The sequence below is a fragment of the Pseudomonas sp. MPFS genome (genome assembly GCF_022537035.1).
Taxonomy (GTDB): domain Bacteria; phylum Pseudomonadota; class Gammaproteobacteria; order Pseudomonadales; family Pseudomonadaceae; genus Aquipseudomonas; species Aquipseudomonas sessilinigenes.
Genome location: NZ_CP066123.1, coordinates 3,109,695 through 3,130,755 on the forward strand (window position 1 = coordinate 3,109,695; position 21,061 = coordinate 3,130,755).

General features: G+C 64.6%; 17 protein-coding genes. 8 read left to right on the plus strand and 9 right to left on the minus strand.

Translation table 11 applies throughout. The annotated features are described in order from the left end of the window. Both I9018_RS14505 and I9018_RS14510 read right to left on the minus strand, forming a co-directional pair. Positions 1 to 1,836: an AAA family ATPase gene (locus tag I9018_RS14505; protein ID WP_241109886.1), complete on the minus strand. Its 1,836-nt coding sequence runs from the start codon at positions 1,834 to 1,836 to the stop codon at positions 1 to 3. Between the two features lie 162 nt (positions 1,837 to 1,998). Further along, a complete protein-coding gene (locus tag I9018_RS14510) occupies positions 1,999 to 2,913 on the minus strand; it encodes a LysR family transcriptional regulator (protein ID WP_241109887.1) in 915 nt (304 codons plus the stop codon). Between the two features lie 257 nt (positions 2,914 to 3,170). On the opposite strand from I9018_RS14510, the gene I9018_RS14515 reads away from it, so the two are divergent. Both I9018_RS14515 and pgm read left to right on the plus strand, forming a co-directional pair. Next, a complete protein-coding gene (locus I9018_RS14515; RefSeq protein WP_241109888.1) occupies positions 3,171 to 4,193 on the plus strand; it encodes a zinc-dependent alcohol dehydrogenase family protein in 1,023 nt (340 codons plus the stop codon). Positions 4,194 to 4,415: 222 nt separating this feature from the next. Next, positions 4,416 to 6,062, plus strand: coding sequence for a phosphoglucomutase (alpha-D-glucose-1,6-bisphosphate-dependent) (gene pgm / locus I9018_RS14520; RefSeq protein ID WP_241109889.1), 1,647 nt, complete (start codon positions 4,416 to 4,418; stop codon positions 6,060 to 6,062). A 78-nt stretch (positions 6,063 to 6,140) separates the two neighbouring features. Here the strand turns inward: pgm and I9018_RS14525 are convergent, their stop codons facing one another. After that, positions 6,141 to 6,836, minus strand: a complete 696-nt coding sequence (locus I9018_RS14525) for a pirin family protein (protein ID WP_068583401.1) — start codon at positions 6,834 to 6,836, stop codon at positions 6,141 to 6,143. A gap of 274 nt (positions 6,837 to 7,110) precedes the next feature. Between I9018_RS14525 and I9018_RS14530 the strand changes: the two genes are divergently transcribed. Next, positions 7,111 to 9,576 carry a UvrD-helicase domain-containing protein gene (locus I9018_RS14530; RefSeq protein ID WP_241109890.1) on the plus strand — a complete coding sequence of 822 codons (2,466 nt, stop codon included), beginning with the start codon at positions 7,111 to 7,113 and terminating at the stop codon, positions 9,574 to 9,576. 36 nt (positions 9,577 to 9,612) lie between these two features. Here the strand turns inward: I9018_RS14530 and I9018_RS14535 are convergent, their stop codons facing one another. Next, the gene (locus I9018_RS14535; protein WP_068583470.1) at positions 9,613 to 9,882 is read right to left on the minus strand and encodes a DUF1652 domain-containing protein; all 270 of its coding nucleotides are present in this window, start codon (positions 9,880 to 9,882) and stop codon (positions 9,613 to 9,615) included. 274 nt (positions 9,883 to 10,156) lie between these two features. Here I9018_RS14535 and I9018_RS14540 point away from each other — a divergent pair, with 274 nt between their 5' ends. From I9018_RS14540 to I9018_RS14555, 4 genes are read left to right on the plus strand one after another with little or no spacing between them, the layout of a single operon-like run. Next, positions 10,157 to 10,972, plus strand: a complete 816-nt coding sequence (locus I9018_RS14540; protein WP_241109891.1) for a helix-turn-helix domain-containing protein — start codon at positions 10,157 to 10,159, stop codon at positions 10,970 to 10,972. A gap of 50 nt (positions 10,973 to 11,022) precedes the next feature. Further along, complete coding sequence (locus I9018_RS14545; RefSeq protein ID WP_124346759.1) at positions 11,023 to 12,429, plus strand: FAD-binding oxidoreductase; 1,407 nt, start codon at positions 11,023 to 11,025, stop codon at positions 12,427 to 12,429. 55 nt (positions 12,430 to 12,484) lie between these two features. Next, positions 12,485 to 12,826 (plus strand): cupin domain-containing protein, encoded by a 342-nt coding sequence (locus tag I9018_RS14550; RefSeq protein ID WP_022639895.1) that lies wholly within the window; start codon positions 12,485 to 12,487, stop codon positions 12,824 to 12,826. Between the two features lie 46 nt (positions 12,827 to 12,872). After that, entirely contained in the window at positions 12,873 to 13,964 is a 1,092-nt protein-coding gene (locus I9018_RS14555; RefSeq protein ID WP_241109892.1) for a polyamine ABC transporter substrate-binding protein, read from the plus strand. A 172-nt stretch (positions 13,965 to 14,136) separates the two neighbouring features. Here the strand turns inward: I9018_RS14555 and I9018_RS14560 are convergent, their stop codons facing one another. The 5 genes from I9018_RS14560 to I9018_RS14580 all read right to left on the minus strand — a co-directional run bounded on the left by I9018_RS14560 (position 14,137) and on the right by I9018_RS14580 (position 19,348). Continuing rightward, positions 14,137 to 14,898: an SDR family oxidoreductase gene (locus I9018_RS14560; RefSeq protein ID WP_068583417.1), complete on the minus strand. Its 762-nt coding sequence runs from the start codon at positions 14,896 to 14,898 to the stop codon at positions 14,137 to 14,139. Beyond that, entirely contained in the window at positions 14,895 to 16,277 is a 1,383-nt protein-coding gene (locus I9018_RS14565; protein WP_241109893.1) for an aspartate aminotransferase family protein, read from the minus strand. The genes I9018_RS14560 and I9018_RS14565 overlap by 4 nt, the downstream gene beginning before the upstream one ends. A 36-nt stretch (positions 16,278 to 16,313) precedes the next feature. Beyond that, positions 16,314 to 17,129, minus strand: a complete 816-nt coding sequence (locus tag I9018_RS14570; protein WP_241109894.1) for a molybdenum cofactor biosynthesis F family protein — start codon at positions 17,127 to 17,129, stop codon at positions 16,314 to 16,316. 89 nt (positions 17,130 to 17,218) lie between these two features. Then, positions 17,219 to 17,884, minus strand: coding sequence for a helix-turn-helix transcriptional regulator (locus I9018_RS14575; RefSeq protein ID WP_068583425.1), 666 nt, complete (start codon positions 17,882 to 17,884; stop codon positions 17,219 to 17,221). Positions 17,885 to 18,013: 129 nt separating this feature from the next. Continuing rightward, positions 18,014 to 19,348: an aspartate aminotransferase family protein gene (locus tag I9018_RS14580; RefSeq protein WP_083235972.1), complete on the minus strand. Its 1,335-nt coding sequence runs from the start codon at positions 19,346 to 19,348 to the stop codon at positions 18,014 to 18,016. A 225-nt stretch (positions 19,349 to 19,573) separates the two neighbouring features. Here I9018_RS14580 and I9018_RS14585 point away from each other — a divergent pair, with 225 nt between their 5' ends. Further along, the gene (locus I9018_RS14585) at positions 19,574 to 21,061 is read left to right on the plus strand and encodes an aldehyde dehydrogenase family protein (protein ID WP_241109895.1); all 1,488 of its coding nucleotides are present in this window, start codon (positions 19,574 to 19,576) and stop codon (positions 21,059 to 21,061) included.

Below are 21,061 nucleotides of genomic sequence, written 5' to 3' on the forward strand. Positions count from 1 at the left end.
TCAGCGGCGTTCCATGAGCAGGCCGCCGGCGTCCAGCGCGGTGATCGAGAAACGCTCGCCTGGCTGCGCATCCTGATCGAACAGGGCCCGGGACAATGGATTGAGCAGGCGCGCCTCGAGCTGGTTGCGAATGCCCCGGCCACCATTGGACAGGTCATGCAGGCACAGCGTGCGCAGGCCTTGGCGGGCCTGGGGGCTCAGTTCGACGAACAACGCCTGTTGCTGTTGCAGGTCCTTGAAGGTGGTGTCGACCATCTGCTCGAAGATCTGGATCGCCACATCCTCGCGGATGAAGTCGAAGACGATGATGTTCTCGCCGATGCGGTTGAGGATCTCCGGACGGTTCAGCACCAGCTTGAAGTAGCGGTCGATCTCGCTGTGGACCTTCTCTTGCATCTGTTCGAAGGGTTCGCCGGGCAGCACGTTGGCGACGCGCTCGCCATTATCGCCCTGGCGATAGATGCCCAGGTTGGAGGTGAACACGATCAGCGCCTCGGAAAAATACACCCGATCACCGCGCCCGGAGGTGAGCACGCCGTCGTCGAGGATCTGCAGGAATTTATCGAGGATGCGCGGGTGGGCCTTCTCGATTTCGTCGAACAGCACCACGCTGAAGGGTTTTTCGCGGATGGCGTTGGTCAGCTCGCCGCCCACGTCGTAGCCGACATAACCGGGCGGCGCGCCGATCAGGCGCTGGTCGGCGTGCTCGGCACTGAACTCCGACATGTCGAAGCGGATATAGGCGCTTTCATCGCCGAACAGCAAGCTGGTGATGGTCTTGGCCAGTTCGGTCTTGCCCACGCCCGTGGGACCTGCGAGGAAGGCCACGCCTCGGGGCCGGTTGCCCTTGCGGCTGGCGCCGACCCCGGTCATCGCCCGCTTGACGATGTCCAGCATGTGGGTCACCGCATGATCCTGGCCCTTGACCCGCTGGTGCACTCGTTCGTCGGCCTGGCGGATCTGCTGGCGGTCGATGCGCAGCCAGGGATCTTCGGTGACCCCGATCTTGTAGCGGCGCACGGCATCGGCGATCTGCTCCATGGCCACGCCCTCGACCCGTGCCAGTTGGGCGATGGCGCTCAGATCGAGCAGCAGCAGGCCTTCGGTATTCTGCACGAAGGCATCCACCGCCTCGCGGGTGCTGTCCTCGCTGGCTTCCTGGCTGCCGGCCAGGCTCTTGAGCAGGGCCGGGGCCAGGGCGCGGCGGGTCAGCTGATCGGGCCGGGATACCGGAATGTGGCGTAGCCGCGGGTTGTCCACCAGCAGCCAGTCGGGCAGGTCGCCTTCCTTTTCCACCAGCCACAGCAAGGTATTGAAGAAGGGTTTGCGCAGCTCCGGCAGCGGCCGGCTGCGGGCCTGGTGGGAGTGCACCAGGGCCTGGGTGAACAGCTGGTGTTCGGCGGCGCTGAGAGAGTCATTGCGCACCACCAGGCGCGAAGCGAAGTCGATGACCAGGGCAATCGGCGGGCCGGCGCGATTCACCAGGCGCTGCACGGTGGCGGCCAAGAGATCGGGGCCTGCCGGAGCGGCGCCATCCACCGGGGTCAGGCCCAGCTCCTTGAGCAGGGTCTGGCCCGCCGCCGGATCGCTGTCCGGCTTGCCGATGGCGCGCATGCCGGTTACCGGGTCCCACGTCAGCACATGGGCGTAGCCGGCCGCGAGCAGGGTGTCGCAGAGGGTCTGGTTGAAGCTCAGGGCCGTGACCGTGCCGGGGGCCACCTCGCTGGCCTGCAAGTCGCGGATATTGCCGGACAGGACAAACTGGCTCTTGAGTGGCAGGAAGCGGACCAGGTCACGCATCCAACGTGGGCTTTCAAACGGTGTATTCCCTGACATGTTTCAGCTCGTAACCTTGGGCGGTGGTGGCAGGGTATTGCCCCATGCTCAGGTTTTCCAGCTTCGGGTTAGGAAATTTCCTGCTTATTGATGGTGCCGGTCGATACTGGCGGGGACCTGGTCAGCGAGCCTGCAGATCGATGGAAAGTCCCGGGCGTGGCCTTAGAGGCTGTCCGGGTCGCCGAAGAACATTTGGATCCGCGAGCGCAGCCAGCGTTCCCCAGGGTCGTTGTCCTGGGAGCCGCGCCAGGTCATGTGCATTTCGAAGCTGCGCACCGGCAGGGGCGGGTCTTCGGCACGTACGCCGCCGGCGGCGGTGAGGGCCTCGGCGGTGTAGTCGGGGACGGTGGCGAGGATGTCGGTGCCGGCCAGCAGGGTGCTCAGGCCATTGAATTGCGGCACCGCCAGCACCACGTGGCGCTTGCGCCCGAGTTTCTCCAGCTCTTCATCAATGAAGCCGCTCAGGTCGCCGGCGAACGACACCAGGGCGTGGGGGCGGGCGCAGAAGTCGTCCAGGCTCAGGGGGCCGGGCATGGTGTCGGCGCGCAGCAGCTTGGGCATGCTGCGGCGCAGCACCTTGCGCTTGGCATTGGCTGGCAGGTCGGTGGTGTAGCTGACGCCGATGGATATCTCCCCGGACGCCAGCAGCGAGGGCATCAGCAGGTAGTTGGTCCGGCGTACCACCAGGACGATGCCCGGGGCTTCGGCGCGCAGACGCTTGAGCAGCATCGGCAGCAGGGCGAACTCGACGTCGTCGGACAGGCCGATGCGAAACACCGCGGTGCTGGTGGCCGGGTCGAATTCGGCGGCGCGGCTCACGGCAGTGGAGATCGAGTCCAGCGCCGGAGACAACAGGGCGAAGATCTCCACGGCTCGGGCGGTAGGCTCCATGCTGCGGCCGGTGCGCACGAACAGCGGGTCGTCGAACAGATTGCGCAGGCGCGAGAGGGCCGCGCTGATGGCGGGCTGGCCAAGGAACAGCTTTTCGGCGGCGCGGGTCACACTGCGTTCGTGCATCAATGTTTCGAACACGATCAACAGGTTCAGGTCGACACGACGCAGGTCATTACGATTCATCTGGAGTCCTGGCAGAGTCAGCGAGCTTGACGGGAGCGGCCATATCGAAACAATGGCCGGCGTGAATCTTACGGGTAAAGGCTGCTACTCTGCACCGGCTAATTGCCTGGATCGCCCCATGGAGAGCGCCCGACCCCGATTTTCAAGGGCCTGGAATCGATGACAGGCATGTCGACTATTAATCAGCACTGATAGTCTTGCTTTCAAAGCCCGGATAAAGTCCGCGGCATTAGAGGTTTTTTTTGACGAGGTTTGCGATGTCCCGCGCGATTCGTTTTCACAAGTTTGGACCGGCCGAGGTGCTCAAGTGCGAAGAGCATGCGGCCTCGTTGCCTGCGCCAGGCGAAGTGCAGGTACGAGTCGAAGCCATCGGTATCAGCTGGTATGACGTGCTCTGGCGGCAGAACCTGGCTTCCTCCCATGCCCGGTTGCCTTCTGGCCTGGGCCATGAGATGGCCGGTGTGGTCACCTCCGTGGGCGAGGGCGTCGAGGACCTGGCAGTGGGCGACAAGGTCGCCAGCTTTCCTGCCCAAAGCCCCAATGACTACCCGGTGTATGGCGAGCAGATCGTCCTGCCACGCTCGGCCCTGACTCGTTATCCGGAGGTCCTGAGCCCGATCGAGGCGGCCGTGCACTACACGCCGCTGCTGATCGCCTACTTTGCCTATGCCGACCTGGCGCGGGTCAAGCCTGGGCAGTTCGCCCTGGTTACCGATGCCAGCCATTGCGCCGGCCCGTCCTTCGTCCAACTGGGCAAGGCCCTGGGCGTGCGGGTGATTGCCGTCACCAAGACCGCCGAGGAGCGCGAGTACCTGCTGTCCCTGGGTGCGGAGAAGGTGATCGTCACCGAAGAACAGGACTTGCTGATGCAGGTCAACAAGCTCACGGACAGTCGTGGCGTCGATGTGGTGTTCGATGGCCTCGGCGGGCCGCAGATGTCCATGCTCGGCGATGTCCTGGCGCCTCGCGGCAGCCTGGTGCTGTACGGCCTGCAAGGCGGCAACCAGACACCGTTCCCGGCTTGCGCGGCGTTCCAGAAGAACATTCAGTTCTTCGTGCACTGCATCGGCAACTTCACCGGTAAACCCGAACTGGGGATCACCCAGGACCAGGCGGCCTTGCAACGGGCGCTGCGTGATATCAACCAGTTGACTACCGACCGGGTGCTGGTGCCATTGAAGACCCGGGTCTTCCCGTTCAGCGAGTTTGTCCAGGCGCACCGCTATATGGATGAATGCCCATGCCGCGAGCGGGTCGCACTGCAGGTCGAACCGGCCTGATTCCCTGACGCCAGGCTTCGCTTTCGAAGCCTGGCGTTCTTGTTCCTGCCTTCCTGGCAAATGCTTGCCTGTTGCTCTTGCCCATACATTTTCCTGGCGTTGCGTGCCCCCTGGGTTCGTGGCAAATGTTGCCGTGGCCGACGGATAGATTCCATCGCGCTGCGGTCAAACTGCCAGTAAACTGCGCGGCATTCTCGAACCACCCATCTTTTGAGGTTTTGCATGACTCTCAGTCCTTTTGCGGGCAAACCGGCACCAACCCAGTTGTTGGTGGATATCCCGCGACTGGTTACGGCTTACTACACCGGTCAGCCTGATGCATCGGTCCCTACCCAGCGCGTGGCGTTCGGCACCTCCGGGCATCGTGGCAGCTCGTTCGACCTGAGTTTCAACGAGTGGCATGTCCTGGCCATCAGCCAGGCCATCTGCCTGTACCGCGAAGCCCAGGGTATCGATGGTCCGCTGTTCCTGGGAATCGATACCCATGCTCTCTCGACTCCGGCCGGTGCCAGCGCCCTGGAGGTACTGGCTGCCAATGGCGTGACCGTGATGATCGCCGAAGGCGACGAATACACCCCGACGCCTGCCGTCTCCCATGCGATCCTCTGCTACAACCGTGGCCGCACTTCGGGCCTGGCGGACGGTATCGTCATCACACCGTCGCACAATCCGCCGCAAAGCGGCGGCTTCAAGTACAACCCCACCAACGGCGGTCCGGCCGATACCCACATCACCAAGTGGATCGAGGCCAAGGCCAACGAACTGCTGGCGGCCCGGCTGGCCGGGGTCAAGCGCATCAGCTTTGAGCAGGCGCTGAAGGCCGACACCACCCATCGTCATGACTACGTCAATACCTATGTCGCCGACCTGATCAACGTCATCGACCTGGATGCCATTCGCAATGCCAAGCTGCGCCTGGGCGTGGACCCGCTGGGTGGAGCAGGGGTGCGCTACTGGTCGGCGATCGCCGAGCACTACAAGCTGGACCTGGATGTGGTGAACCGCGAGGTGGACGCGACGTTCCGCTTCATGTCGGTGGACTGGGACGGGCAGATCCGCATGGACCCATCCTCCAGCCACGCCATGCAGGGCCTGATCGGTTTGAAGGATCGCTTCGATGTGGCCTTCGCCTGCGACCCGGACCATGACCGTCACGGCATCGTCACTCCGAGCGGTGGCCTGCTGGCGCCGAACAACTACCTGGCGGTATCCATCGACTACCTGTTCCAGAATCGTCCGCAATGGCGCGCTGATGCCGCGGTAGGCAAGACCGTGGTCAGCAGCGGCTTGATCGACCGTGTGGCGGCCCGCCTGGGCCGGCGCTTGTATGAAGTGCCGGTGGGCTTCAAGTGGTTTGCCGACGGCTTGTTCGATGGCTCCCTGGGCTTTGGCGGCGAAGAAAGCGCTGGGGCTTCGTTCCTGCGCAGGGATGGCGGTGTGTGGTGCACCGACAAGGACGGCCTGATCCCGGCATTGCTGGCGGCGGAAATGACCGCCCGTACGGGTCGCGATCCGAGCCAGGCCTATCGTGCATTGTGCGATGAGCTGGGTGAGCCGTTCTCTGTACGGGTCGATGCCAAGGCCAACCCGCAGCAGAAGGCGTTGCTCAGCAAGCTGTCGCCACAGCAGGTGACCTCCACTGAGCTGGCGGGCGAGCCGATCCAGCAGATCCTCAGCCACGCTCCGGGCAACGACCAGGCCATTGGCGGCTTGAAGGTGATGACCGAGAACGGCTGGTTCGCCGCGCGGCCGTCGGGCACCGAGGACATCTACAAGATCTACGCCGAAAGCTTCATCGGCGATGATCACCTCAAGCAATTGGTGCAGCAAGCCCAGGCCCTGGTGGATGGCGCCATCAGCGGTAACTGATCAGGCGACGGCCACCAATGAAAAGGGGCGACCATCTCGGTCGCCCCTTTTTTATTTGCCGCTGTGTCGCGCCTAGTCTCAGGCCAGGTCCACCAGGACGATCTCGCTGTCCTGTACTGCGGTTACCCGTAGCACCTGTTCATCCTGCACGGCGACGCCGTCTCGAGCTTCGGCGCGCAAGCCATTGATCTCGATGATCCCGGTGGCCGGCACCAGGTAGGCCCGGCGCCCGGCGTCCAGGCGATACTCGGCGCTTTCACCGGCCTTGAGGTTGGCTGCCACCAACCGCGCATCGGCACGGATACGCAGGCTCTCCACGTCGCCATCCTTGCCGCTGGCCAGGGTCACGAAGCCTTCACGTTGCCCCTTGGGAAACGGTTTGGCGCCCCAGGAAGGCGCAGAACCGGCCTGGTTGGGGATGATCCAGATCTGGAAGATCTTGGTTGGCGTGTCTTCCAGGTTGTACTCACTGTGGGCGATGCCGGTGCCGGCACTCATCACCTGCACGTCGCCCGCCTCGGTACGCCCCTTGTTGCCCAGGTTGTCCTGGTGGCTGATGGCGCCTTCGCGCACATAGGTGATGATCTCCATATCCCGGTGCGGATGCTGCGGGAAGCCGGTGCCAGGGGCGATCACATCGTCGTTCCAGACCCGCAGGTTGCCCCAGTGCATGCGTTCGGGATCGTAGTACTCGGCAAAGGAAAAGTGGTGATGGGCATCCAGCCAGCCGTGGTTGGCGCCGCCCAGGGAACTGAAGGGTCTGAGTTCAAGCATGATCGTCTCCTCGTCAGGGTTCGTCATGGCACGTTGCGTCTGGCCAAAAACGATAACCGTTGGTTGATGGCGAGCATCATCTATCAGTCATTGATCGATAAAAAGCGCAAAAAATACCGTAATCCAATCGATAAAGTAGATGTTTTTAAAGCTGGCAAAGAGGGTGTCGAATCTCCGGTTCATCGCTTAAGTTGATGACTTGCAAGCAATTGACTGGATGCTGCGAGAAAATCCGGCGACCATAACCGCTCAAGCCTCACACCCTGGAGTCCGCGTGTCGCAACACACCCCCGATCTACCTCCCGAACTCATGCCACTGGCGCAGATGCCGTTGCTCAAGCGCCTGGCGGCGCGTTTCTTCGGTCATGGCCTGAGTCGCCTGCGGGCCCAGCATCGGGCGTCCTGGCTGCATGGCCAGGCGGATGGCTTTCGCAGTGGCCATACGGCAGGGGTGGAGTACGGTTACCGGGAAGGACGCTTGGAGGGCTTGGAGGAAGGCCGGCAGGTCTTGCTGATTCGCGACAGTCGCAATACCGAGCACAGGCCCCCGGGTGTGGACGACCGCCTGTTCGACGATTGGCGCCTGCCCCTGGGGGCCGAGCTGAAGAAGCGCTTCAAGGCCGATGTCGCGCGCTTGCTGGCGCCCGAGGCCCAGCCCAGCGCCGCGCAATGGAAAATGATCTTCAGCGATACTCCAGCCACCGTGGTGATCGCCGGGGCGGGGGCCGGCAAGTCGACCTCGCTGGTGCTGCGCCTGCTGTTGCTTCATCACTACCTGGGGTTCGAGCTGGACTCCATGACCGTGGTGACCTTCACCCGGGAGTCGCGCAAGGATTTCATCGCCAAGCTGATACAGGTGTTCGCCCTGTGGGGCCGGCAACTGGATGCCCGGCAGGCCCGGGACCTGGTGCGCACCTTCCATTCACGGATCCTGCCCATGGTCCGCAGCCTGCCGGGGTTCGAACGGCTGCAGGCCTTCGAGAACCTCAACGAGCGGCAGCCGGGCCTCGACGCCGAGGTGGACAGCAACCCCTTCGACCTGCGTATCAACGATGCCCAGCGCAAGCACCTCAACGCCTGCTATCAGGGGCTGTATAACAGCGACGAGCGCTTTCGCCTGGCCTTGAAACCGCTGTTGCGCCATGCCCTGCAGCTCAAGGAGCTGGAGCGTGATCACCCGGATGTGCAAAAGCGCATGGCCGTCACCGAGCTGGCGGCCAAGCGCGACGAGGAACTGTGCGACGCAGTGGAGGACTTGTGGTTCAGGGCCGGGGCCTGGCCGATCAAGGGCATCGAACCCAAGCGTCAACGTTTCGAGATCAACGGCGCGCCGTTCCACTGCCATGGCTACTGCGCCGAACTCGATGCCTGGGTGGTGCTGGGCTTCGACCCGCGGGAAAACCCGCAAATCACCCGGCCCGGGGCCAAGCTGAGTGTCCGTGCGGAGTGGGCGGTAAAGCGCACCCTGTTTCAAGCTTTCTGTCGTAAGTCATTGATTTGGCTTGATAGTTACGAAGACTCAAAACGCGCCCTCGGCGCTTTTTCGGCCCAGGCCAGTGCCGGCCCTGGCTTCGATTACCGGGTCAAGGGCGAGCTGGCTTCGGCACCGCTGCTGGACTGTTTCGTCGCCGCTGCCGGGTTCATCGAGAACCTGGGGCTGGAGGTGGGCGACGCCGTGGGCCGCATGAGTTTTGCCCAGGATGACCCGGACCGGTACTTCTTCGAGGCCCTGAGCCTGTTCTGGCGCGCCCTGGAAGACCATCTGCTGGACCAGTCGCCACCGATCATGACCTACAACCGCATGTTCGCCCTGTTCAGCGAGCGTTCGCCGGAGAACTTCAAACTGCTGGCCGACGCCTGCCTGAGGCCGATGTCGCACCTGATGATCGACGAGTTCCAGGATGTCTCACCGCAGATCGTCTCCTGGATCAAGGCCAGCCTCGGCGAGATCCGCCGTCGTGGCGCGACGCTGCATGTCGGGCGTGGTGCGCAGCATTCCTCGTTGTTGTGCGTGGGGGACGACTGGCAGTCGATCTATGGCTGGCGGGGTAGCTCGCCGCGCTACTTCATCGAGTTCAACAAGGAGTTTCCATCCCCGGGCGTCACCCGGGTGATGCTCAGCGAGAACTACCGCAGCCACCAGTACGTCATTGATGCGGCGGAGCACATCGTCCGCTCGGCCCCGACGATTGCCGGTAAGAAAGCCAAGGCCAGCGGCGAGGCCCGCGAGCCATGGCCGGTGCAAGTGCTGGATCGGGACGACGGGGGCTTGGCCCAGCGTTTGACGGAGCACTATCGACAGGGCGATTCAATCTTGATGTTGTTTAGAAAAACAAGTGATAAGTTTTTGATTGAAAACGAAATTTCACAAATAGTTAATGTTGATTCTAGCTTGCCGTCAGCGGCCAGGCGGCTCAAGCAGTTGACCTTTCACAGCGCCAAGGGCTTGCAGGCCGACGTGGTATTCCTGCTGGGCGATTGCCAGCACCTGAGTAGCTCCCCTTACAAGAACCAGGTGTATCGCATGGCCGGGCTGGGCAAGGACGGCGATGCCACGCCCTACGACAGCGCCCAGAAAGACGAGATCCTGCGCCTGGCCTATGTGGGCATCACTCGGGCGGTCAAGCACTGCTACTGGTATGTCGAGCGCCAGGACTCCAGTGCGGGCAATGCTCCGAGGGCGTCGGACCGGGTGCCGAAGGACAAGCCGTATTTCCAGGACCTGCGGCAACGGCCATGAAAAAGCCCGCCGGTTGGGCGGGCCTGGGTGAAGGGGTCAGGCCTTGAGGACCAGGGAGGGCGAGAAGGCCTCCAGTTCATCCTCCACCGCCTCGATTATTCGTTCGACATCCGCGGCGCTCATTACCGTTGCGCAGGGAATGCCGGCGATGGCGATCATGGTTTCGCCGCTGGCGCGGTCGAAGAGCCGGGCGATCATGCTGCCAGGCGCATCCATGCTGGCTTCGAAACCCATGGGATGAAAATGCCAGCGCATCAGCTGGCAGGCGTTGGGGAAGGTGACTTTGCTGGCCCAGGCTGTGTTCATCGATGGCCCACCTTGATTCATTGAGCGCTTCCTTGTGCTCGCGGTAGGAACGAGGGCTCGTCGCTGAGCCGCTCGGTTGAGGTTCTAAAAATAGCACCGGGTCATGGCCGCTTGCAGTTTTTTTGGCCACCGTCCGGCGGTTCGTTCATGAAAGTTTGATGCCAGCCCTGCAGGCATTGGATGACCGAGCGCGCGGCTTGTCCCGGTTATCGGGGTGGTGATTGCCGCCTGTCGGCAAGTTCGGCAAGCTGCACTTTTTCTTTTCGGGAAATCTATGGCTGGCGCTGACGACGGGCCCCTGCAAACCGAAATCACCGGCGACACGGTGATGCGCTACCACCTGTGCTGGAAGCTGCGCGATCTGGAAGGGGTGATGGCGCTGTATCACCCGCAGATCCAATACAACGATTTCTTCCAGAATCGCACGCTGGCCCTGGCTGACCTGCGCGAATACGTGCAGGCCAGCATGCCGCGGGCCCCGGACGAGACCCTGGAGCATTGCGATCGTATCCGCCTGGATGGCGACACGGCCTTCATCCAGTACCAGGTGACCCTGAGGGGTAGCCGGGGGCTGGTGTCGTTCCGGGCCAGCGAAGCGATCACCGTGCGTGACGGCCTGATCTGGCGGGTCAACGAATATGCGGCCCTGGTGCGCGAAGGGGCTTCGGCCCAGGCTACCGGCGGCCCGCGTCCGGCAACCAGCCGCCTGGGGTTGTCGCCGCGCCAGCTGGGGCGCATGGCCGACGACCTGGATCAGTATTTCCAGCACCAGCAACCCTATCTGGACCCGGAGCTGGACCTGCAACGGGTGGCCGGCGAATCCGGCTACAGCCGCAACCAGATTTCCTACCTGCTCAACCAGGTGCTGGGCCAAAGCTTCTACCGCTATGTGAACCAGGCGCGCCTGCAACATGTGCTGGCGGCCCTGGAACAGGCCGTGCCGCCGGTGCGGGTCGATGAGCTGGCCTTCGCCGCGGGCTTCAATTCGCTGTCGGCGTTCTACAACTGTTTTCGCCAGCACACCGGCCAGACCCCCAAGGCCTATGCCCGGAAAATTTCCTTGCGTGCACGGGCACAAGACAGCGCCTGAGGCCGGGCACTAGGATCGGCCATCGAAAGTTCGGTTGGCGGAGTGTTGGCATGCCTGCGTGGCGCAATATCAGTTTGTGGATGGACCAGCTCGACGAGCCGCTAACCCCCCGGCCAGCCCTGGAACGGGACCTGGACCTGGACGTGGCGATCATCGGCGCCGGCTACACCGGCCTGTGGACCGCCTATTACCTCAAGCGCCTGGATCCTGGGTTGAAGATCGCCGTGTTCGAGGCACAGATCGCCGGTTTCGGTGCCTCCGGGCGCAATGGCGGCTGGCTGATGGGCAACTTGCTGGGCGAGGACCGCCTGCTGGCGCCGCTGCCGCCCGAACAGCGCCGGGCCTCCTATGAACTGCTGCATGGCATACCCGATGAGGTGGCCAACGTCATCGAACGTGAAGGCATCGACTGCGACTACCGCAAGGGCGGCGTGCTGTATTGCGCGGCCCGTTATCCGGAGCAGCACGCCAGCCTGCGCCAGTACCTGGCGCATCTGCATGACCAGGGCCTTGGCGAGGCCGACTACCGTTGGCTGACTCCCGAGCAACTGGCTGGGCAACTGCGCGTGGCCAATGCCTATGGGGCGATCCAGGCTGCCCATTGCGCCACCATCCAGCCGGCCAAGCTGGTGCGCGGCCTGGCCCGGGCGGTGGAGCGCCTGGGGGTGGCGCTCTACGAGAACAGCCCGGTGACCCATTGGCAGTCCGGCAGCCTGCAGACTCCACGGGCGGCGGTGCGCAGCCGCTGGATAGTGCCGGCGGTGGAGGGCTATTCGGTGACCCTGGCCCCCCTGGGGCGCTACCAACTGCCGGTGCAGAGCCTGCTGGTGGCCACCGAGCCGCTGCCCCAGTCCACCTGGGACGAGATCGGCCTGAGCCAGGGCCAGGCCTTCAGCGAGGGCAGTCGCCAGGTCACCTACGGCCAGCGCACCCTGGACGACCGCCTGGTGTTCGGCGCCCGGGGTGGCTATCAGTTCGCTGGCAAGCTGCGCCACGACTTCAACCTGAGCCAGGACGAAGTGCAACTGCGCCGCTACCTGTTCGGCGAGCTGTTTCCACAACTCAAGAACGTGCGCATCACCCATGCCTGGGGTGGCAACCTGGGCATGTCGCGCCAGTTCCATCCGCACATGCTCTGCGACCGCCGCAAGGGCATCGCCCTGGCTGGCGGCTACGGTGGCGAGGGCGTAGGGGCCAGCAACCTGGGCGGCCGGACCCTGGCCGAGCTGATTCTGCAGCGCGACAGCCCGTTGGTACGCCAGCCCTGGGTCCTGCCCGAAGGCGGCCTGGACCGACTGCGGGCCTGGGAGCCCGAGCCCTGCCGCTGGCTGGGCTACAACGCGATCATTCAAAGCTTCGTTCACGAAGACCAGACCCTGGCCAATCCGGCCACGGCTCCCTGGCGGCGCAGGATGGCCAGCCGGATCGCCGGGTTCATGGAAGGCTTCATGCACTGACCCGGCTTCACCTGCCGGGCGCTGTGCGCTCGGCGCTTCCGCCTGAGGTAGCACCATGAGCATCACGCAATTGAAGAACACCGCCACGGCCATCCTCGAGCAATCGGCTCCGGTCGCCGTGCCCCTGGGCGAGCCGTTGGCCGTGACCTCGGTCACCGCCGTGGAGCGCAGCGACGGGGTCGAGACCGGCATCTGGGAGTGCACGCCAGGACGCTGGCGGCGACAGATCGTCGCCCAGGAGTTCTGCCACTTCATCCAGGGCCGCTGCACCTTCACCCCCGACAACGGTGCAACCGTGCACATCCAGGCCGGCGATGCCTTGATGTTGCCGGCCAACAGCACCGGGACCTGGGACATCCTCGAGACCGTGCGCAAGACCTACGTCCTGATCTTCTGATCGCCAACTGCCTGCCAATAACAAAACCAACCACAGGTATCGCTCCATGACCCGCAAGACTCGCGCTTTGCTGCTGAGCCCGTTGTGCCTGGCCGCCGCCCTGGCCCAGGCCGCCGATACGGTGAAGATCTACAACTGGTCCGACTACATTGCACCGGACACCAACCGCCAGTTCCAGAAGGCAACCGGGATCGGTTTCACCTACGACGTCTATGACAGCAACGAAACCCTGGACGGTAAGTTGATGACCGGAAAATCCGGTTACGACGTGGTCTTTCCTTCCAACCACTTCATGGCCCGGCAGATCCAGGGCGGGGCCATGAAGAAGCTCGACAAGACCCAATTACCCAACTGGCAGAACCTCAACCCGGTGCTGCTCAAGGCCCTTGAAGTCAATGACCCGGGCAACCAGTACGGCTTCCCCTATCTGTGGGGCTCCACCGGCATCGGCTACAACGTGGCCAAGGTCAAGGCAGTGCTCGGGGACGATGCACCATTGGATTCCTGGGACCTGATCTTCAAGCCCGAGTACATGCAGAAGTTGCACAAGTGCGGGGTGGCGATCCTGGATAACGGCCCGGAACTGATACCGGCAGCCCTGAACTACCTGGGGTTGGCGCACCACAGCAAGAATCCGGCGGACTACAAAAAGGCCGAAGCCTTGCTGATGAAGGTCCGGCCTTATGTGAGCTATTTCCATTCCTCGAAGTACACCAGCGACCTGGCCAACGGCAATATCTGCGTGGCAGTGGGCTTTTCCGGCGACATCATGCAAGCCGAAAGCCGCGCCAAGGAGGCCGGCAACGGTATCCAGATCGGTTACTCGATTCCCCGGGAAGGCACGCCGCTGTGGTTCGACATGGTGGCCATGCCGGTGGATGCCCCGGATGAAAAGGCCGGCTACGCCTACATGGACTACCTGCTGCGTCCAGAGGTGATGGCCGATATCAGCAACTACGTGCATTACGCCAATGGCAACCAGCAAGCCGACAGCCGGGTGGATCCGGCGATCAAGGACGACCCCAAGATCTACCCGAGCCCGGCGATGATGGACAAGCTGTTCGCCTTGCAGGCCATGCCGCTGGATATCGACCGGCTCCGTACCCGTTTGTGGAACAAGATCCGCAGCGGCAACTGACAACCCAAGCCGCTAACAGGCCGTTGAAAAAACCTAGGCGAGGCAGCCAGCGCAAGGCAAAAACAGGCGAAAAAGCGCAGTTTACACGTGCTAGATGAGCATTTGACCGGGCTGGCGCCCCCGCTTGTTTTTAACACCGCGATGGCAACGTAGGTAGTTTTTCAACGTCCTGCTAGATCTGGGTGTTCTCTGGAAGCACGGCGCCGCCATCCACCACCAGGGTCTGTCCGGTGATGTAGCCGGCCTGCCGGGAGGCCAGGAAGGCCATGGCCCAGGCGATGTCCTGGGGCGCCCCCAGGCGCTTGAGCGGAATGTGCCTGGCCAGGGCACCGGCATCCCCCAGGTTGTCGGTGGCCTGGGTGGCGATCAACCCCGGCTCGACGCCATTGACCGTGATCCCGTATTCCGCCAGCTCCAGCGCCGCAGCGCGGATGAATCCGTTGACCCCGGCCTTGGACGCCGCGTAGTGGGCCAGCCCGGGTATCGCCGTGCGCGGCCCGGTGACCGAAGAGGTCACGACGATCCGCGGGTCCTGGGCCCGGCGCAGCGCCGGCAGCGCGGCCCGGGCCAGCCAGAAGCAGCTCTTGAGATTGACCGCCAGGGTGCTGTCCAGGGTCGCGTCCTCCAGTTCGGCGAGCCGCTGCATGGGGAAGATCCCGGCGTTGTGCAGCAGCAGGTCGAGGCCGCCGAAGGCCTGTTCGGTAGCGGCCACGGCCTGCTCGGCGGCGGCCCGGGTACCCAGGTCGATGGCCAGCAGCTCGGCGCAGCCGCCGGCCTCGCGGATCAGGCGCAGGGTCTCGGCGCCGGAGGCGGCGCTGCGGGTGGCCAGCATCACCTTGGCGCCCTGGGCGGCGAACAGCTGGGCGATGGCCCGGCCGATGCCCTGGCCGGAGCCGGTGACCAGGGCGATGCGTCCTGCCTGTTCGCCGCTCATGAACCTGCTCCCGGCAGCACCTGGGCCAGGCACTGGTCCAGCAGGCGGTTGTGCAGGTCCACCTGCTCCTCGCTGGCGCTGGGGCACAGCAGGGCCATGTTGTGGAACGGCGTCAGCAGCACCCCGCGATTGAGCAGGTACAGGTGCAGGTAGGCCTCGATCAGCCCGTGCCGCGCATGGTGGGCTTCGCCGCCGTTGCGCGGGGCATGGGGCATGAACAGGTACTCGACCCGGGCGCCGATGCGGGTCACGTGCCAGGGCAGTCGGTGGCGCTGGATGATCGCCTCGACCCCGGCCCGCAGGCGTTCGGCCAGCTGGAACATGCGTTGGTAGTTGGCCTCGTTCATCACCTCGCTGAAGGTGGCACGCATGGCGGCCATCTGCAGGGCGTTGCCGGCCAGGGTGCCGCCAAAGCCGAAATGGTTGATCGCCTGGCCCGGCGCAAAGTGCGGCAGCACCTGCCAGATGCGCTCGGCCATGGCCTGGCTGGCGCCCCAGACCGCGGTGGGAATGCCCCCGGCGATGCACTTGCCGAGGACGAAGAAGTCCGGTTCCAGGCCATGCTCGCCACAATAGCCGCCAGGGCCGCAGGACAGGGTATGGGTCTCGTCGATGATCAGCGGCACGTCATAGCGCCGGGTCAGTTGCCGCAGGCCATCATGGAAGCCCGGCGCCGGCGGCACCATGCCGACGTTGGTCATGAAGGGTTCGGTGAGTACCGCAGCCACATCGCCATGGGCCAGGGCCGCCTCCAGGGCCGACAGATCGTTGAACTCCACCAGGCGGGTGGTGGCCTCGTGATGCAGGCCGTTGGCATGCACGCCTTCGCGGGGAATCATCTGGCCGCCGGCATCGAACTCCACCTGGGACTCGTCGATGCTACCGTGGTAGTTGCAGTTGAACACCAGCACTTTCTGCCGGCCGGTGATCATCCGGCACAGGCGCAAGGCGAAGCGATTGGCATCGGTGGCCGAGGTGGTGACCTGCCAATAGGGCAGTTTGAAGCGCCGGCTCAGCTCCTGGCCGACCCACAGGCTGTCGGCGGTGGGCAGCATCAGGGTCGAGCCATGCCGCGCTTGCTCGGCGATGGCTGCTGCCACCACCGGTTGGGCGTGGCCGAACATGGCCCCGGTATCGCCCAGGGCGAAGTCGGCGTACTGCTGGCCGTCGCAGTCGGTCAGGGTCGCGCCCTGGGCATCGGCCACCATGATCGGATACGAGCCGGGCCACTGCTGCATCCAGTGCAGCGGGGCACCGTAGAGCCAGTGCTCGAGGTTCTGGCGGTAGAAGGCGCCGGAGCGCGGATGGCGCTCGGCAAACAGTTGCAGTTCGCTCTGGTAGCAGTCGGCGACGCGTTGCAGGTCGAGTCCCAGGGTCATGGCAAGGTCCTGTAAAAAGTGTGCGGTGGCAAAGGCTCAGCAATGGCTGGTGCGATTGAGCACCCGGGCCAGGGCGCCCACCGGGAAGTTGGCGAAGCTTTCGAAGTCCGCGCCCTGGTAGCCGAAGATCTTGCCGTCGCTGCGTCCGGCTGCGAGGTCGATCAGCACCAGGCCCAGGGTCGGGACGATCTTTTCCCGCCAGACGAACAGGTACAGCTGCTCGGCGACCTTGTAGTAGTGGCAACGGTCGGTGTCCGCCAGCCCTTGCTCGACGCCCTTGAGGCACTGCCAGCTGTAGAAATCGGCATTGAGGTAGACGTGTTCGTAGGCCTCGCTGGCGCTGTAGACGTACTGGTTGCGCAGGCCGACCAGTTCCTGGGTGGGGGCGTGCCGTGGCGTATCGGCGGTGCATGGCCGGTCGATGGCGCCGTGCAGGAACTGCGCCTTGACGCCGGTCAGCTCGCCGCCGGCCAGGGCCCGGCTGAACAGGTCGGTGCGGCACTCTTCACGGCTGGGCATCCGCCCGAGGACCGCGGTGAAGCACTGGCGCTCCAGGTCCAGGACCAGGCTCACCGAATGGGTGGCGCCCTGGTCCTGCTTGAGAAAGTCCACCAGGTACAGGCCGGGGCGCACGGAGGTGGCGCGGTAGGCCAGTGCCTCGCTGGCGGTTTCGCCGACGTTGTTCCAGCTCAAGGTGGCGGCGCCGAAGCGATGCTCGATCTGCCAGCCGTTGTCGAAGTGCAGGGTCAGGTGGCGCCCGGCCAAGTCGTCGAGGGCGGGGAGGATATGGTTGTCGCCGGCAAACCCGTCGGCCAGGGCGCCGACGGTGATCCATTCAGGTTGCTGGTTCATGGCAAGGCTCTTGTGCGTTGTCGTAGAGCTGCATGTTCGGGCCTGGTGCGGCGCCTGCCCATCAACCGGATGGTTGAGTCCTGGCTGTTTCAGAGGAACAGCGTGCTTACCAGTTCGGTGCGGTTGCCCGCGCCGACCTTGCGGAACAGGTTGATCAGGTGGGTCTTGACCGTGGGCAGGCCCAGGTCCAGGCGCCGGGCGATGGTCTTGTTGTCCGCGCCGTCGCGCAGCAGCCAGGCGATTTCCCGCTCCCGGGGCGTCAGCCCGGCCAAGCGCGGGTCGGCCTCGGGGCAGGGGGCCCGGGCGGCGATTTCCAGCAGCCCCTGCAAGGCTTGCAAGGTGGTCAGCTCATCGTTGCTGAAGCGCCCGAGGCTTGCATCGCGCAGCAGCGAAAGCCCGGCGATGGGCCGCTGTTTGTCGCAGGCCAGGATCTCCACCACATCCAGCACTCCGTGGCGCTGCAGGAAGCCCTGGTACACCAGGGTGTCGTGGCGATCCTGGCGGGCCATGCCCATGTGCAGCGACAGCACCGGGCGCCCGGCGGCCGCGCACAGCTGTGGTTGCAGCGGGTCGTAGCGCCGATAGCGTTGCAAGTAGGCTTGGTGCATTTGCTCGGGCATGCGGTACAGCGCGAAGTCTTGTGCTTGCAGTTGTGGGTCGATGCGGTAGAAGGCGCAGAGGGTGGCAGGCACCACCCGGGTGAAGGCGGCGATGCAGCGTTGGCCCAGCTCATGGGGCATGGCGACTGCGTTCATGGAAGACTCCTGGCTGCCCGCTGGGCAGGGGCTCGGGGCTGGCGCAGGTAGCGGGCCGCGCGATGGCGGCCGGCCATTGGAGAGTGCCGGCGCTGCCCGCTGCGAATGCGGGCAGTACCGGTGGGCCGGTCAGCGCCGGGCCTGGCTCAGGCCCTGGGCGAGGGCGTCGACGATGACATCCACCTGCGCCGGCTGGATCACCAGCGGCGGCGAGAGAATGATCTTGGTGCCCACCGGGCGCACCATGACCCCGTGCTCCCGGGCGATCTGCGCCACCTGGTTGGCATAGCCGCTGGTGGGGTCGATGGGCTCGCGGGTGCTCTTGTCGGCCACCAGGTCCAGGGCCACCATCAGGCCCTGGCCACGCACTTCGCCAACGCTGTCGAAGCGTTCGACGAACGGCTGCAGCTTGGCCAGCAGGTAGTCGCCCATCTTCGCTGCGTTGGCCGGCAGGTCTTCCTTGACCACGATGTCCAGGCAGGCCAGGGCCGCGGCGCAGGCCACCGGATGCCCGGCGTAGGTGTAGCCGTGCATGATGGCGCCGGTGAAGTTGCCGTTCTTCTCGAACGCTTCCTCGATCCGCCGGTTGACCACAGTGGCGCCCAGGGGGATGTAGCCCGAGGTGATGCCCTTGGCCAGGCACATGATGTCGGGCTTGACCCCCCACAGGCGGCTGCCGAACATCGAGCCGCTGCGGCCGAAGCCGGTGACCACTTCGTCGGCGATCAGCAGCACGCCGTACTTGTCGCAAACCTCGCGGATCAATGGCCAGTAGTTGGCCGGCGGCACGATGACCCCGCCCGCGCCCTGGATCGGCTCGGCGATGAAGGCCGCCACGGTGTCCGGGCTCTGGAACTGGATTTCCCGCTCCAGCAGGTCGGCGCAGATCTTGCCCAGTTCTTCCGGGTCCTGGCTGTAGGGGTTGCGGTACAGCCAGGGGGTGTCGATGTGATAGCAACCGGGCAGCAGCGGCTCGTAGTTGCGCCGGAACACCGTGTTGCCGTTGACCGAAGCACCACCGAAGTGGGTGCCATGGTAGCCCTGGCGCAGGGAAATGAACTTGGTGCGATCGGCCTGGCCCTCGAGCTTCCAGTACTGGCGAGCCAGCTTCAGGGCGCTTTCGATGGCGTCCGAGCCGCCCGAGCTGAAGGCCACCCGGCGCATGTCTTCAGGCTCCAGCAGGTTCATCAAGACCCGCGACAGTTCCTCGGCCCGAGGATGGCTGACCCCATCGAACAGCTGGAAGTACTCCAGCTCATCGAGCTGGGCGGTGATGGCCGCCTTCACTTCCTTGCGGTTATGGCCAACGTTGACGTTCCACAACCCGGCCACGCCATCCACCAGTTGACGGCCCTGGTCGTCGTACACATAGCAGCCATCGCCGCGCACGATGCGGATCGGCTCACGTTGCTTCATCTCGTTGGGGTGCAGCATGGGATGCCAGAAATGGCTTGCTTGGCTCACGTTGGATCTCCTGATAGGGCTCGAACAGCTTGGGGCCATTAGGGCGCGATTGGCCGACGTGTTGCTTGCCTCTGTGTGCCAGGGCATTTGATCCAGGCTGCCAAGGGTTTGTCGAGGCTGTCGGGCTTGGCAGCCAGCGCCAAGTTTTGCGGCAGCCAGGATCAAGACGACTCCCGGCTTTGGGCTCAGAGTCTCGGTCAACAGGTACAACCAAGAGGATTGACGATGAGCGTTGCCATCGACCCACGTGTCGCCGCATTCATAGACAGCCAGCACGGCCTGCTGATCGACGGCCATAGCCGACCGGCGCTCTCCGGGGCGCGGATGCCGGTCCATAACCCGGCCACCGGCGAGCAATTGACCGAAGTGGCCATGGCCGCCCAGGCCGACATCGACCTGGCGGTGGGGGCCGCACGCCGGGCCTTCGAGGGAGAATGGAAGACACTGCGCCCGGCCGACCGCGAGCGCCTGCTGCTCAAGCTGGCGGATGTGCTGGAAGCCAATGGCGAGGAGCTGGCACAACTGGAAACCCTCAACAACGGCCAGTCGATCCACCTGGCCCGGGCCCTGGAAGTGGGCGCGGCGGCGGAGTTCACCCGCTACATGGCCGGTTGGGCGACCAAGATCGAGGGCAAGAGCCTGGATGTGTCCATTGCCGCAGTGCCCGGCGCGCAGTACCGGGCCTACACGGTGCCGGAGCCGGTGGGCGTGGTGGGGGCCATCGTGCCGTGGAACTTCCCGCTGCTGATGGCCATCTGGAAGATCGTCCCGGCCCTGGCCTGCGGTTGCACTGTGGTGCTCAAGCCGGCGGACGAGACCCCGCTCACCGCGCTGCGCCTGGGCCAGTTGTGCCTGGAGGCGGGCATCGCCCCTGGGGTGGTCAACGTAGTGACCGGTACTGGGGCCGGGGCCGGTGCGGCCTTGGCGGCCCATCCGGGCATCGACAAGCTGGCCTTCACCGGCTCGACCCAGGTGGGCAAGCTGATCGGCCATGCGGCGGTGGACAACATGACCCGATTTTCCCTGGAGCTGGGCGGAAAATCGCCGGTGATCGTGCTCGATGACTGCGATCCGGACACCGCCGCCGCTGGCGCCAGCGCGGCGATCTTCTTTAACCAGGGCCAGGTGTGCACCGCTGGCTCGCGGCTGTACATCCAGCGCGGCATCTATCAGCAGGTGCTCGACCGGCTGGTGGCCATTGCCGGATCGCTGAGCATCGGCCCGGGCCTGGATGAAGAGGCGCAGATCAACCCGTTGATCTCGGCCAAGCAGCAGCGTCGGGTGCTGCAGATGGTCGAGCGCGGAGTCGAGGAGGGCGCGCGGGTGCTGTGCGGGGGCGTGGCCTTCGGCGAGCGCGGCTTCTATGTAAGGCCCACGGTGGTGGCCGATGTGCAGGCCGGGCAGCAGTTGGTGCGCGAGGAAATCTTCGGCCCGGTGGTGGTTGCCATGCCTTTCGACACCCTGGAAGAGGTGGTGGCGCTGGCCAACGACAACCAGTACGGCCTGGGCGCGAGCATCTGGTCCAACGACCTGGGGCAGGTCATGCGACTGATCCCGCAGATCAAGGCCGGTACGGTCTGGGTCAACACCCACAACATGCTCGACCCCTCAATGCCCTTCGGTGGCTACAAGCAGTCCGGCATCGGTCGGGAAATGGGCCATGCGGCCATCGAGGCCTACACCGAGAACAAGTCGGTGTGCATCGCCTATTGA